The following is a 14104-nucleotide window of genomic DNA, read 5'->3' as shown; positions in this document are numbered from 1 at the left end:
AACATAAAACCCCGTTCTTTGAGCGGGGTATTTATATACACATTTTACCATAATTTATGTAAATAAAATAGATAGTTTCCCTATCTCTACTTTCATAAGTCTTAAATTAAAATATAATTTTTATTATTTTTCTTTTTTGTATTTGGAAATTAAATTTTGTTTTACAAAAAAGGAACAAGAATTAATTCTTGTTCCCTTAACCAATGTTCATTTTTCAAAAATTTCCTAAATTATAAGTGTAATACACGTTCTTTGATCTCTTGTGTTCTACCTTGGTTCCAGAATTGAGTTCCAATATAACCACAAGTACGTCTTGCTACAGACATTTTATCTTGGTCTTTATTACCACAGTTTGGACATACCCAAATCAATTTTCCATCTTCATCAGTTCTGATTTGAATTTCTCCGTCATAACCACAAACCATACAATAATCACTCTTTGTATTTAATTCAGCATACATAATATTTTCATAAATATGTTTCATAACAGCTAAAACAGCTTCAATATTATCTTGCATATTAGGTACTTCTACATACGAAATAGCACCACCTGGTGATAATTTTTGGAATTGTGATTCAAATGTTAATTTTGTAAATGCATCAATTTCTTCAGTAACATGAACATGATAACTATTTGTAATATAGTTTTTATCAGTTACACCTTTGATTTTTCCAAAACGTTTTTGTAAACATTTTGCAAATTTATAAGTAGTTGATTCAATTGGTGTTCCATATAAACTAAAATCAATATTTTCTTTAGCTTTCCATTCTGTACATTTATCATTTAAATGTTGCATTACTTTTAAAGCAAATGGTGTTGCTTCAGGATCAGTATGCGATTTTCCTGTCATATATTGAACACATTCGCATAATCCAGCATATCCAAGAGAAATTGTTGAATAACCATCAAATAATAATTTATCAATTGTTTCTCCTTTTTTAAGACGAGCTAATGCCCCATATTGCCATAAGATAGGAGCAACATCACTAGGAGTTCCCATTAATCTTTCATGACGACACATTAAAGCACGATAACATAACTCTAATCTCTCATCAAAGATTTGCCAGAATTTCTTTACATCTCCCTTAGATGAACAAGCAACATCAACTAAGTTGATTGTTACAACACCTTGGTTAAATCTTCCATAATATTTTGGATCTCCATTTTCGTCTATGTAAGGTGTTAAAAATGAACGACATCCCATAGATGGATAACAATGTCCTACACCTTTATCATCTACTTTTAATTCTTTCATGATCTTTTCAGAAATATAATCTGGTACCATACGTTTAGCTGTACATCTTGCTGCTAATTCTGTTAAACCATAATAACGACTACCTGGTTCAATATTATCTTCTTCTAAAACATAAATAAGTTTAGGGAAAGCTGGTGTAACATAGACACCTTTTTCATTTTTGACTCCAATCATTCTTTGTTTTAATGTTTCTTCAATAATTAATGCTAAATCTTCTTTTGTTTGTCCTTCTGGTACTTCATTTAAATACATGAAAACAGTAATGAATGGTGCTTGTCCATTTGTTGTCATTAAAGTAACAACTTGATATTGAATTGTTTGAACACCTCTTTTAATTTCTTCACGTACACGTAATTCAGCAATTTTATTAATTTCTTCTTCACTTAAATGAATACCTGTACTTTCCATTTCTTTTTTAACTTCTTTTCTTAATTTTTGACGTGAAACGTCAACAAAAGGAGCTAAATGAGATAAAGTAATACTTTGTCCTCCATATTGTGAACTTGCAACTTGAGCAATAATTTGTGTAGCAATATTACAAGCAGTAGAAAAACTTTTTGGTCTTTCAATCATTGTTTCACTAATCACTGTTCCATTTTGTAACATATCTTCTAAGTTAACTAAACAACAGTTATGCATATGTTGAGCAAAATAGTCAGAATCATGGAAATGAATAATTCCTTCTTCATGTGCTTTAACAATGTCATCTGGTAATAATAAACGTTTTGTAATATCTTTACTGACTTCTCCAGCCATATAATCTCTTTGTACACTATTAACAGTAGGATTTTTATTAGAATTTTCTTGTTTTACTTCTTCGTTATCACATTCAATTAAACTTAAAATTTGTTCATCTGTTGTATTAGATTTACGAATTAAAGCTCTTTTATAACGATATGTAATGTATTTTCTAGCTACAGTAAAAGCATTCAATTTCATAATTTCATCTTCTACTAAGTTTTGAATTTCTTCTACACTTAATGCTCTTAACATTTTACCACATTGGTATTTAACATTATTTGTAATATTATCAATTTCTTCTTCTGTTAATCTTTCTGTTTCTACAACTTCATTATTTGCTTTTTGAATTGCTGCTGTGATTTTGCTTTCATCAAAGAGAACTTCTGTCCCATTACGTTTAATTATTTTCATTGTAATTCCTCCCTATATATTTCAATTTTATATTATTAATAATCATTACTACTTGCAAGACATATGCATTTATTATTTTTTAAAACAATAAATGCATATGTCTATGCATCCATTCCATTATAACCTAAAAACATTGTTTTGTATCTAATATTTTTTCTTTTTCTAAAAAAAGAAAAAAGGCTTGATTCCAAGCCCTTAAATTACATATAAAATAATACATAAAAAATGTAATACTGTTCCTACTAAAATCCATAAATGCCAAATAGAATGCATATAACGATGTTTTTTTTGTAAGCCATAAAAGATGGTTCCTATTGTATAAGCAAGTCCCCCTGCCACTAAATAGACAATTCCTTGATAACCAATAGATGGTGGTAAAAGATTGATTTTAAAAATAATACACCATCCTAGCGCTAGATAACAAACCATGGAAAAAGTCTTATATCTTTTAATATCTATAGCGTTAAGAGTAATCCCTAATGCTGTTACAATCCATACTACAGCAAATAATAACCATCCCCAAAATGGATCAATTGGACGAATAGAACATAATAAAATAGGTGTATATGTTCCAGCAATTAAAACAAAGATAGAACAATGATCCATAATTTGAAATACTTTCTTTGCCTTTAATTTTGGTGATAATCCATGATAAATACTACTCATAGTATAAAGGAGTATCATTGAAATCCCATATATAATCCCCGAAAACAATCCATAACCATTATGGTGTTTAACCGAAAAAACAATACATAATACCAAAGCTGCTATTCCTAGCGCCCCTCCTACAATATGTGTGACCATATTAAATACTTCTTCTCCCTTAGTATATTCAGGTAAAACACGATCAGCTAATTTTGTTCTTTTCATAGTTTTCACCTCCAACTACGGTTATTATACTCAATAATGTCATAAAGGTAAATACATTTATCACAAAATAAGTTATTTTATTCTATTAAATATAGTTTTTAATACTATATTTAATATTTTTATAATTACTATTCCTTTATAAATATCTTTTCTTTATAATGAATGTAAAAAGAGAGGTATAACTAATGAAAAAAATAGCAAAATTTTATAAAGTATCAAAAGAACAATTCTTAAATGATTTTAAAGATTCATTTCCTCAATATGATGAAAATACTATTTTAAATATTTATGAATCTATTTCATTACCTAAAAGAGCTACCAAAGGATCTGCAGGTTATGATTTCTATACACCTATTGATATTGAATTAAAACCAGGAGAAACTATTAAAATACCTACAGGTATTCGTGTTTATATTGATTCTTCTTGGATACTAGGACTTTATCCACGTAGTGGATTGGGATTTAAGTATCGTCTTCAATTAAATAATACTGTTGGTATTATTGATAGCGATTATTACAATAGTGATAATGAAGGACATATATTTGTTAAATTAACGAATGATAGTAATGAAGATAAAACAGTGACTGTAAAAGCAGGTCAAGGTATTGTTCAAGGCATTTTCTTTGAATACGGTATTGTTGAAGATGATGATGTCACTGATGAAAGAAATGGTGGCTTTGGATCAACAACAAAATAATTATGTTTATATTGTAAGATGTCATGATCAAACCCTTTATACCGGTTGGACAAATCATCTTGAAAAAAGAATTAAAGATCATAATGAGGGGCGAGGTGCTAAATACACAAAAGCAAGAAGACCTGTTAAATTGGAATACTATGAAACCTTTAGTTCTAAAAGTGAAGCCATGAAACGAGAGTATCAAATTAAACAACTCACTCGTAAAGAAAAAGAAGCACTTATCAAAAATAAAAAAGAGTAATAAACATGCATTTATGTTCATTACTCTTTTTAGTTATTCTTGATAAAATACTTCTTTATTTAATGCTTTATTTTGATGAGCGACAATCGTTGTACATACAGCATCACCTGTAATATTAACCGCTGTTCTTAACATATCTAAAATACGATCAATACCCATAATATAAGCAATACCTTCTACTGGTAAACCTACTGAAGAAAAGACCATTGATAAAGTAATTAAACCTACTGAAGGAACACCTGCAGTCCCTACTGAAGCCAGTGTTGCTGTTGCAATAACAGTAAGGTAATCTGCTACACTTAAATTAATATTAAATAATTGAGCAGTAAAGACAACAGCGACTCCTTGCATAATAGCTGTCCCATCCATATTAATAGTTGCTCCTAAAGGAATTGTAAAAGAAGAAATCTTTTTCGATACTCCCACTTTCTTTTCTAATGTTTCAATTGATAAGGGAATTGTAGCATTAGATGTTGCTGTAGAAAAAGCAAAAGTCATCACTGGGAAAAACTTCTTAATAAAACGAACTGGGTTTAAACCTGTAAAAATCTTTAATAATGCCATATAGACAACAATACAATGAATACCTAAGCCACCAACTACTGATCCCATGTATTTAAGCATTGGTAAAAACATATCGAAACCAAGGGTAGCAAATGTCTTAGCAATCAAAGCAAAAACACCAATTGGCGCAACTAACATAATAATGTTTGTCATTTCCATCATAATTGTATTCCATTGATTAAAGAATTGACTTACACTATCAACACGATCTCCAAGTTTTGCTAGAATAATTCCTAATAATAAAGCAAAGAAAATAATTTGTAACATGGTTCCATTAGATAATGATTCAATCGGATTAGTAGGAATAATATTTAAAATTGTTTCAGCAAAAGAAACTGACTTCGTTGATGAAGTAGCAGATGTTGCTGTTTTAACAATATTTGCCATCTTCACACCAATTCCTGGATTAATAATATTCGCTACACCAATGGCTACTACAACAGCAATCGCTGTTGTGCATAAATAGAAGATCAAACTTCTTACTCCTACTTTTCCTAATGTTTTGGTATCACCAATAGCAGCACTACCACATACAATAGATACAAATACTAATGGTACGACAAGCATTTGCATCATTCTAATAAAACCATTCCCTACAATATAAAAGATACCATTTACTAAAATATCTGTTTTAAATGAACTAGCTGGTAAAAAATATAGTATTGATCCAACGATAGCCCCTAATATCAGGGATAGCATGATTCTTGTTGTTAAATTAAACTTCTTCTTTTTCATTTAAATCCCCCTTAATTTGTTCAATAAAATTTTTTAAATCATCTTGCCATGATGGCATAGTATAAATATCTGTCATTTTTAACATTAAGTTTTCTAAAACAAAATTTCCTGTTTGTCCATATTCATTATGCCCAGAAATAACATGATCTGGACTATATCCCGCAATTTCTAATGCACGTCTTGCAAATTCATAACGACTGCATTGTCCTTCACATGAAGCATGAAATAAACCATATTCATTTCCATTCATTAATACTTCAATGACTTTGCATAATGATAAAACACTTGTTGGTGAACTGAATTGTTCCTTAGATACTTCTACTTGTTGATTATTTACTACTTGTTTAAATAAATCATATAAGAAGTTACCTGGTTGGTTACCATATAACCAAGAACTACGAATAATAATATGTTTTGGATATAATTCTTTAATGAATTCTTCTCCCGCTAATTTTGATTTACCATATACTGTTGTTGGTTGTGGTTTTTCAAATTCATTAAGTTTTTGATCATTTTCACCTTGAAATACATCATCTGTTGATATTTGAATAAGTTTTGCATGAATTCTTTGAGCTACCAAAGCCATATTACGTGCTCCTAAAGTATTTACTTTATAAGCATCCAATTCATGTCTTTCACACTTAGATATACCTGTGATGGCAGCACAATTAATAATGACATCTGGTCTTTGACTTTCTCCATAATGCATGACTTCTTCTAAACGACATACATCTACTTCTTGATCAGTTGGTAAAACCATATATTCATTTTCACTTAAATAACTCACTAAGTTTTGTCCTAATTTACCATGGGCACCTGTTACCCATATTCTTAATTCATTCATTCTTTCCATCCTCTCTGCACAAAAAAAAGGTGTCATATTCGACATCTTTTACATTTTACATAATTTTATATTGAATTGCAAATTAAAGAAGCACAGCTACAATTGGAGCAATAATAACAGTTAATAATCCAGCAATAACGATAGATAAAGAACTCATCGCTCCTTCTATTTCACCAAATTCTAAAGCTTTACTTGTTCCAATAGCATGAGCACTATTACCAAGAGCTAATCCTACGGCAATAGGATGATTAATTTTAAATAATTTACATATAGATTTAGCAATCACTGCTCCTAAAATACCGGTTACAATCACAACTCCTACAGTTATTGTAGAATTACCACCTATTTTATTAGATATCCCTATAGCAATAGCTGTTGTAATAGATTTAGGTAATAAAGAATGATAAATAACAGGATCCACCTTCATCACTAAACACATGACAAATATAGCTACAATTCCGGCAATCACACCACTTAATAAACTAATACAAATAGCATCAAAATGTTTTTGTAATAATCTTGCTTGTTTATATAATGGTATCGCTAAACATACGGTAGCTGGTGTCAGTAAAACCGTAATAAACTGAGCTCCTTGATTATATGTTTTAAAATCAATACCAAAACATACAAGAACAGCAATAGAGATAATAGCACTTATTAATAAAGGATTAAATATAGGATAAGGAAGTAATTTTCTAATTTGGACTGCTACCCAATAGGATAATAAAGATAAAACCAATCCAAAATAAAGAGTTTCAACAAATACATCATTCATTACTTCTTCTCCTTCCTTTCTATAATGATTTGGGCTACTTTCCCCGTAACAACCATGACTACAATTGTACTAACAAAAGTAACTAAAGCGATAACAAATAAATCATTCATAATAGCGTCTTTAACATTCATTAAACTTACTGCTGATGGTACAAATAACACTGGCATAATCAGTATGAGCCAATTACCTACATCTTCAACTTGATCTAATTTAATAATATGTGTAAATAAACATATTAACATAATAAATAATCCATAAACACTTGCTGGTACTGGTAATGGTAAAAATTGACTTAATAATTCTCCTATAAAAGAGATTCCTAAAATAACTAAAATTTGATTAATATACTTCATAATGTCCCCTCATTTTTTCCCATTATACCACTTGTCTTTAATTAATCAATGACCCTTATCAAGATAAAGCACTTACATTATTTATTGCAATTCTTTCTTTGTTTTTCTTAAATAAAAGATACACATAATAAGGGATAAAAACGTTGATACCGGAGAAGCAATACCCATATGCCACAATGTTACTCCTGTTAAAGTAGACATCAAAAAGGTAATCGGAATACGGGCAATAAATGTAGAAATTAAACTATGGATCATAGTAAATACTGTCTTTTGACATCCATTAAAATATCCGTTAAAGCAAAATACGAGACTTGTAAGAAGACAATCAATGGAATAAGTTTGTAAGTATAATGAAGATTGATAAATTACATCTGGATCATGCGAGAAAATACTTGTAAAGAAAGTGGGCATATATTGAGCTAATCCAACAATGACAATAGCACAACTAAAGCACATGAACATACCCCATTTTAATGATTCATAAGCTCTGGCATTTTGTCTGGCTCCTCTATTTTGAGCTACCATCGTCGCAATGGCATTTTGCATAGCTGATTGAAGAAGCATAAAGAACTCAATTAATTTTTCATTGACCCCTACTGCAGCACTGGCAACAAGACCCATTTTATTAATAATAATAGTAATAATTAAAAAAGAAATATTAATAAGGGCATTTTGTAATCCTAAAGGAAAACCTATTTTTAATACTTTCATAATATGCTGAGAAAAGCATATATCTTTTATATAAAATGGGAAACCTAAACCTTTTTTATATAAATAGATTAATGAAAATAAAAAGGCAATCCCTTGAGCAGATACAGTAGCTATAGCAGCACCCGCAGCACCTAAATGGACATATCCAACTAAAACAAAATCAACAATAATATTAATTACACAAGCAATAAACACAAATACAAGAGGTGTCGTACTATCACCTAACCCCCTTAAAATACTACTGACTACGTTATAACCAACAATAAAGATAATGCCCATCGAACAAATATAAATATATGATCTTGTTGCTGCTATTGCTTCATGAGGCGTATTCATTAAAGATACAATTTGGTGGTTAAATAACAACATCATTATTGTAAGAACAATGCCAATACATCCAAATAAAACAATACCGGCTCCAATGGTTTTTGATAATTCTCTTTCTTTTTTAGCTCCAAAATATTGTCCTAATAAAACCGTAATTCCTGTTGTTAATCCTAAAACAAAATAAGTAGTTAAAGTCATAACTTGGCTACCAGTCGATACGCCTGATACGGCAGAAGTATTAGCATATTTTCCTACAACAAACATATCAGCAGAACCATATAAGACTTGTAATAAATTTGATAGCATAAAAGGAAAAGCAAACGCTAAAAGAGTTTTTCCTACATGTCCTTTTAATAAATCATTTTTCATGTTCTTCCTCCTAAAAAAAGCTGGATAAAATTATGGTTTCCCATAACCTTATCCAGCATATCTCTATACCCTCCGGTCACGTATTCTATTATATTCACTCACTTTGAAATGTCAATTAGAGTTGTAGAGGATTTATTTATTTATTTTAATAGTAATAATATATTGATCTTCTTCATCTGCTACTTCTTGTACTAATGTAACGCCTGATTTTTCAATCATTGATGTCGCTTGTTTAATCGTATTTAAAGCAATTTTAACATTTTGTGATACTGCTTTTTTTGGCCTTACCTTTTTAGGTTTAGGTTTTTTATCAATAAACTTTTCTGTTTGAGCAACATTAAGATGTTTTTGAATAACTTCTTTTAAAACAGTTTCTTGTTTTTCTTGATCTAAACCAACCATGGCACGAGCATGTCGCTCAGTAATAGTACGATTATCTAATGCATCTTTTACACCATCTGATAGTTTTAATAATCTTAATTTATTTGCAATTGTAGATTGTTTTTTCCCTACTACTTTAGCTAATTCTTGTTGACTGTATTGATAAGTATCAAGTAATGATTTATAAGCTTTAGCTTCTTCTAAAGGAGATAAGTCTTCTCTTTGAATATTTTCTATAACCGAAAGTGTTTCTACTTGCTTATCATCATATTCTTTAATAATACAAGGTACTTTAGTCATATCGGCAAGTTTACATGCACGAAATCTTCTTTCACCGGCAATAATTTGATATCCTTCTTTTGTTTTTCTTACAACAATAGGTTGAATTAAACCATTTTCTTTTATTGATGTCGATAATTCTTCTATCTTTTCATCATTAAAGACTTTTCTTGGTTGATTTTCATTAGCGTAAATCTTTTTTATATCAATTAATTTATATACTTTTTCTAACATATAAACTCCTTTTATAATGGTTTCTTCTTAATTTTAGCAAACTGTCTTGGATATTTAGCCGGTGTTAATTTTACTTTCTTAATAAGAATATGACTTCGATGATCATCGTCATCACTAAGTGTAAAATCATGAATACTTTCGACTTGTCCGCCTAGTATTTGAATTCCTTTTCTTGCTTCATCTAATTCTTCATGACCTTGTCTTCCTTTTAATGAAAGGAAATAACCGTCTTTTTTAACTAATGGTAAACAGATTTCATCAAGTATATTAAGTCTAGCTACTGCTCTTGCCATGACTACATCAGCTTGTTCACGATGCTTTAAAGCATAATCTTCTCCACGCATTGCAATGGCTTGACAATCTTTTAAATTTAATTCTTTAAACAAATGATTTAAGAAAGTGATTCGTTTATTTAATGAATCTACAATGGTTATTTTTAAATCTGGGTAAACAATTTTTAAAGGAATAGAAGGAAAGCCAGCACCAGCTCCAATATCAACAATACTTTGATTAGAAAAAGGAAAGTTAAAAGCTATACTAATAGAATCATAGAAGTGTTTTAAATAAACACCTTCTTGATCAGTAATTGCTGTTAAGTTCATTTTTTCATTCCATTCTACTAATGTATGATAATAAATATCGAATTGTTTCATTTGTTCATCAGTTAAATGAATATTCTTTTCTTTTAATGCTTCTTTAAATTCATTATTTGTCATATGAATCCTCACTATAGTTTTGTTTTAAATAAATTAATAAAACAGAAATATCTGCTGGATTAATACCTGATATTCTTGAAGCTTGACCTATTGTTAGTGGTCTTACTTTAGATAGTTTTTGTTTAGCTTCTAAAGCTAAATTCTTAACTAAATCATAATCTATATCACTTGGTATTTTCTTTTCTTCCATTTTAATTTGTTTTGCTGCTTGTCTTTTTGCTTTTTCAATATAACCAGCATATTTAATTAAAATAGTTACTCTTTTTTCTTGTTCTTTAGAAAGATGAGCAGATTCAATATATGGTTTAATCATTTGATAAGTGATTTCTGGTCTTTGAATTAATTCTTTTGCACTAATGCCTTCCTTTAAATGAGATGAATGATTTTCTACTAACATCGTATTAATTTCATCTTTAGGAGTAAAACGAATTGTTTTCAATCTTTCTATTTCTTGATAGATGCCTTGCATCTTATCAAGATATTGATTGTACACTTTATCTTTAACTAAACCTACATCATGTCCATGCTTCATAAGTCTTTCATCAGCGTTATCATGACGCAATAATAAACGATATTCAGCTCGACTTGTCAACATACGATAAGGTTCTTTTGTTCCTTTAGTAACTAAATCATCAATCATAACTCCTATATATGCTTCATCTCTTTTTAATACAAGTGGTTCTTTTCCTTCTACCTTTAATGCTGCATTTATACCAGCAATTAATCCTTGTCCCGCTGCTTCTTCATAACCACTTGTTCCATTAATTTGTCCAGCTGTAAATAAATTATGTAATACTTTTGTTTCTAATGATGGCCATAATTGTAAAGGATCAATAGCGTCATATTCAATAGCGTAAGCATATTTTAATATTTTACAGTTTTCTAGTCCTGGTAAAGTACGAATCATTTGTTCTTGGATATCATGAGGCATTGATGTTGAAAATCCTTGTACATAGATAGTATTCATTTCTTTTGATTCTGGTTCTAAGAAGATTTGATGTTGTGGTTTATCAGAAAATTTAACAACTTTATCTTCAATAGAAGGGCAATAACGTGGACCAATTCCTTTAACTAAACCACTATACATAGCACATTTTTCTAGATTATCATGAATAATTTTATGTGTTCTTTCATTAGTATAAGTTAAATAACATGGTGTTTGTTCTTCAATAGGAACATAATGATTTGTTTGGAAACTAAACGCTAATTCATCATCTGTACCTGGTTGTAATGATGTTTTTGAATAGTCAATACTATTAATTTCAACTCTTGGTGGTGTTCCTGTTTTTAATCTTTGTATATGTAAGCCAGCATCTTTGAGTTTATCAGATAAAAACTTTGATTCTTTTTGTTGATCTGGCCCACTAGCGTGTTTTTCATGTCCTACCAAAATTTCAGCTTTCAAATATGTTCCTGTAGTTAAAACAACTGTTTTTCCATCATAACGAGTCCCATCTTCTAAAATAACACCCTTTACAGTTTGATCTTCAATGATTAAATCTTCAACCATTGCTTCTACAATATCTAAATTTTCTTGTTCTTTTAATACTTTTTGCATATAGTGAGGATATGCTTTTTTATCAGCTTGTGCTCTTAACGATTGAACACCTGGTCCTTTAGCTGTATTTAACATCTTCATTTGAAGATATGTATGGTCAGCTGTTAACCCCATTTGTCCTCCTAATGCATCAATTTCACGCACTATGATTCCTTTTGCTGGACCACCTATTGATGTATTACAAGGCATTGAACCAGCATTAGAAAAATTAGACGTGATTAATAAGGTTTTTTTATTCATACGAGCTGGCGCTAAGCATGCTTCAATCCCTGCATGTCCGGCACCAACAACTATTACATCATACATCATAAACGCCCCTTTCAGTCTTTACTATTGTACTACAACAGTTATTATTTTTCGAGAAAAAGATTATTTTCAAAAGTGTTCTAAATCTTACTTTTTACCCATTGTACAATACGCTCATCTTTGCCATGATGAACAATATAGTTAATCACGTCTTTCTTTTGCATAATTTTAGAAATAATTTGAGGATCAATTTCATTTAAAAAAGTTATCATTTCTTTTTTACTTTGTTTATTTAATTGCTTTATTAATTGCGTATCAGCTATTTTTCGTTTTGAATCTTTTAAAGGATAACCTATTCCAAATGGTTCAGAAAATAATTGTTGTAATGTTGCCCTTAAATTAATTTCTCCAGCCCATCCATAATTTAATCCTAATGGTAATGAGGCTACATTTCCATCATTAATTCTTCCAAACAAATAAGCATCCTGTGGCGTTGGTAGATACCCACATATTAAATTTGGTAAACTATTACAAGCAATCATCATTCCTTGACCTGATGAACATCCCGTAACAACAAAATCAACTGCTTGACTTGATATTAATAATCCTATTTCTAATGCAATTTCTACGTATGAATAATTATTTTCTCCTTCAAAACAACCAAAATTAACTACTTCTTCTACGTATTCCTTAGTATATTGATACAATAAATTATTTTTACTAATTTGACTTGTTGCTTGAATAATTCCTACTTTCATTTTCTGATTCCCCTTTTTTGTAGTAAATTCTATTTGAATTTTACTACAACCTATTCTCTTTTACAAAAGAAAATAGTCATCATATCCATGACGACTATTTCCAAAAGTTTTTCCCACTGCCTACAGAAATAATTTTAAATTCTGTTTGGTTAGAAGAACCACCTTTAAAATACTTTCCTGCTTCTGTTCCATTAAAAATATCAATATGATTTTTCTTAATAGCTCCACCGCGATCTACAACAATTCCATAAGCCACTGGTTCAATACTTAAATTATGATTTCTAATTTCAATAATTGTTCCAAATGGTATTGATGGATCTGCAGCTAAACAATAATAACTTTGCCCATTAAAACGTAATTTAGCTGTATTTGATCCTTGTACTCCTGTTGTTGGACTTAAAGAAACACCCGATGCACCGATACCACTACCTCCGGCACAATCTCCTCCATAAGTTGTTAATTTACCAGTAAAATATGCTCCTGGTTGAACAACTCCTGTTTCTATAATGGTATCACTTACTGGTGATACTACTGTTGATGAGACAAGTTGTTTACTTACGATTTGCCCATTTTGATAAGTAACTTGATAAGTATTTTTAACTTGTCCATTGCTTCCTTGTTGTCTGACTTCTGTTGTAAAAAGATGTAATCCTGTTGTATTAATCGTTGAAGATGGCGTTGTGACAACTTCATCAATATTTTCTTTTGAAACACGATTAATTTTTAAATAATCTTTATTTTGTACAATATAATTAAAATCTTTATTGACTGTATCATTTTGATTTAAATGAATATTTAATTCATTTAAAACTTTTCTTACAGTATTTTGTCTTACTAAATAATCTTTTTGTTCATCACTACCATCCTGTACTTCGATTGCTACTGTTTCTTGATAGTGATCAATTTGGGATGTAGCCCCCGATACTAACATCGTTGTCATAATCCCAATATAAGCAATCATCACCACTAATAACCCCTTCAAACGAGGGTCCGCTTTAATAACTGCTTGTTTAATTTTGTTCATTAATTTTCCT

The 14104-nt window shown here is 29.8% G+C and carries 14 protein-coding genes; 2 read left to right on the top strand and 12 right to left on the bottom strand.

Annotated elements, in window-relative coordinates; genetic code table 11:
• Window positions 1–230 precede the first annotated feature (230 nt).
• Together nrdD and trhA are read right to left on the bottom strand one after the other, a co-directional pair.
• A complete protein-coding gene (gene nrdD / locus DW911_RS02445; protein WP_118432644.1) occupies window positions 231–2408 on the bottom strand; it encodes an anaerobic ribonucleoside-triphosphate reductase in 2178 nt (725 codons plus the stop codon).
• 195 nt (window positions 2409–2603) lie between these two features.
• Window positions 2604–3278, bottom strand: a complete 675-nt coding sequence (trhA, locus tag DW911_RS02440) for a PAQR family membrane homeostasis protein TrhA (protein WP_118432643.1) — start codon at window positions 3276–3278, stop codon at window positions 2604–2606.
• 185 nt (window positions 3279–3463) lie between these two features.
• On the opposite strand from trhA, the gene DW911_RS02435 reads away from it, so the two are divergent.
• Together DW911_RS02435 and DW911_RS02430 are read left to right on the top strand one after the other, a co-directional pair.
• A complete protein-coding gene (locus DW911_RS02435; RefSeq protein ID WP_118607419.1) occupies window positions 3464–3976 on the top strand; it encodes a dUTP diphosphatase in 513 nt (170 codons plus the stop codon).
• Entirely contained in the window at window positions 3939–4220 is a 282-nt protein-coding gene (locus DW911_RS02430) for a GIY-YIG nuclease family protein (RefSeq protein ID WP_199589091.1), read from the top strand. Before DW911_RS02435 ends, DW911_RS02430 begins: the two co-directional genes overlap by 38 nt.
• Window positions 4221–4253: 33 nt before the next feature.
• Here DW911_RS02430 and DW911_RS02425 read toward each other — a convergent pair whose 3' ends face one another.
• From DW911_RS02425 to DW911_RS02380, 10 genes are all read right to left on the bottom strand, one after another.
• Window positions 4254–5519, bottom strand: coding sequence for a dicarboxylate/amino acid:cation symporter (locus DW911_RS02425; RefSeq protein WP_118432640.1), 1266 nt, complete (start codon window positions 5517–5519; stop codon window positions 4254–4256).
• Window positions 5500–6363 (bottom strand): dTDP-4-dehydrorhamnose reductase, encoded by an 864-nt coding sequence (gene rfbD / locus DW911_RS02420; RefSeq protein WP_118432639.1) that lies wholly within the window; start codon window positions 6361–6363, stop codon window positions 5500–5502. Before rfbD ends, DW911_RS02425 begins: the two co-directional genes overlap by 20 nt.
• Before the next feature lie 82 nt (window positions 6364–6445).
• Window positions 6446–7138 (bottom strand): LrgB family protein, encoded by a 693-nt coding sequence (locus tag DW911_RS02415; RefSeq protein ID WP_118432638.1) that lies wholly within the window; start codon window positions 7136–7138, stop codon window positions 6446–6448.
• Complete coding sequence (locus tag DW911_RS02410) at window positions 7138–7491, bottom strand: CidA/LrgA family protein (protein WP_118432637.1); 354 nt, start codon at window positions 7489–7491, stop codon at window positions 7138–7140. Before DW911_RS02410 ends, DW911_RS02415 begins: the two co-directional genes overlap by 1 nt.
• 81 nt (window positions 7492–7572) lie before the next feature.
• A complete protein-coding gene (locus DW911_RS02405) occupies window positions 7573–8898 on the bottom strand; it encodes an MATE family efflux transporter (protein WP_118432636.1) in 1326 nt (441 codons plus the stop codon).
• A 132-nt stretch (window positions 8899–9030) separates the two neighbouring features.
• Window positions 9031–9792, bottom strand: coding sequence for a nucleoid occlusion protein (noc, locus tag DW911_RS02400; protein ID WP_118607417.1), 762 nt, complete (start codon window positions 9790–9792; stop codon window positions 9031–9033).
• An 11-nt stretch (window positions 9793–9803) separates the two neighbouring features.
• Window positions 9804–10508, bottom strand: coding sequence for a 16S rRNA (guanine(527)-N(7))-methyltransferase RsmG (gene rsmG, locus DW911_RS02395; protein WP_118432634.1), 705 nt, complete (start codon window positions 10506–10508; stop codon window positions 9804–9806).
• On the bottom strand, window positions 10498–12372 hold the full coding sequence (gene mnmG, locus DW911_RS02390; protein ID WP_118432633.1) for a tRNA uridine-5-carboxymethylaminomethyl(34) synthesis enzyme MnmG: 1875 nt from the start codon (window positions 12370–12372) through the stop codon (window positions 10498–10500). Before mnmG ends, rsmG begins: the two co-directional genes overlap by 11 nt.
• A gap of 80 nt (window positions 12373–12452) precedes the next feature.
• On the bottom strand, window positions 12453–13070 hold the full coding sequence (locus tag DW911_RS02385; protein ID WP_118432632.1) for an RpiB/LacA/LacB family sugar-phosphate isomerase: 618 nt from the start codon (window positions 13068–13070) through the stop codon (window positions 12453–12455).
• Window positions 13071–13164: 94 nt separating this feature from the next.
• Window positions 13165–14094 carry a G5 domain-containing protein gene (locus DW911_RS02380; protein WP_118432631.1) on the bottom strand — a complete coding sequence of 310 codons (930 nt, stop codon included), beginning with the start codon at window positions 14092–14094 and terminating at the stop codon, window positions 13165–13167.
• Window positions 14095–14104 lie beyond the last annotated feature (10 nt).

The sequence above is a fragment of the Erysipelatoclostridium sp. AM42-17 genome, assembly GCF_003480255.1.
Lineage (GTDB): Bacteria > Bacillota_I > Bacilli_A > Erysipelotrichales > Coprobacillaceae > Faecalibacillus.
This window is presented reverse-complemented; position numbering and strand designations above follow the sequence as displayed.

What these genes read in the sequence shown, in the direction of transcription:
- nrdD (WP_118432644.1), bottom strand. Translation starts at nt 2,408, where the DNA reads ATGAAAATAATTAAACGTAATGGGACAGAAGTTCTCTTTGATGAAAGC.
- trhA (WP_118432643.1), bottom strand. Translation starts at nt 3,278, where the DNA reads ATGAAAAGAACAAAATTAGCTGATCGTGTTTTACCTGAATATACTAAG.
- DW911_RS02435 (WP_118607419.1), top strand. Translation starts at nt 3,464, where the DNA reads ATGAAAAAAATAGCAAAATTTTATAAAGTATCAAAAGAACAATTCTTA.
- DW911_RS02430 (WP_199589091.1), top strand. Translation starts at nt 3,939, where the DNA reads ATGAAAGAAATGGTGGCTTTGGATCAACAACAAAATAATTATGTTTAT.
- DW911_RS02425 (WP_118432640.1), bottom strand. Translation starts at nt 5,519, where the DNA reads ATGAAAAAGAAGAAGTTTAATTTAACAACAAGAATCATGCTATCCCTG.
- rfbD (WP_118432639.1), bottom strand. Translation starts at nt 6,363, where the DNA reads ATGAATGAATTAAGAATATGGGTAACAGGTGCCCATGGTAAATTAGGA.
- DW911_RS02415 (WP_118432638.1), bottom strand. Translation starts at nt 7,138, where the DNA reads ATGAATGATGTATTTGTTGAAACTCTTTATTTTGGATTGGTTTTATCT.
- DW911_RS02410 (WP_118432637.1), bottom strand. Translation starts at nt 7,491, where the DNA reads ATGAAGTATATTAATCAAATTTTAGTTATTTTAGGAATCTCTTTTATA.
- DW911_RS02405 (WP_118432636.1), bottom strand. Translation starts at nt 8,898, where the DNA reads ATGAAAAATGATTTATTAAAAGGACATGTAGGAAAAACTCTTTTAGCG.
- noc (WP_118607417.1), bottom strand. Translation starts at nt 9,792, where the DNA reads ATGTTAGAAAAAGTATATAAATTAATTGATATAAAAAAGATTTACGCT.
- rsmG (WP_118432634.1), bottom strand. Translation starts at nt 10,508, where the DNA reads ATGACAAATAATGAATTTAAAGAAGCATTAAAAGAAAAGAATATTCAT.
- mnmG (WP_118432633.1), bottom strand. Translation starts at nt 12,372, where the DNA reads ATGTATGATGTAATAGTTGTTGGTGCCGGACATGCAGGGATTGAAGCA.
- DW911_RS02385 (WP_118432632.1), bottom strand. Translation starts at nt 13,070, where the DNA reads ATGAAAGTAGGAATTATTCAAGCAACAAGTCAAATTAGTAAAAATAAT.
- DW911_RS02380 (WP_118432631.1), bottom strand. Translation starts at nt 14,094, where the DNA reads ATGAACAAAATTAAACAAGCAGTTATTAAAGCGGACCCTCGTTTGAAG.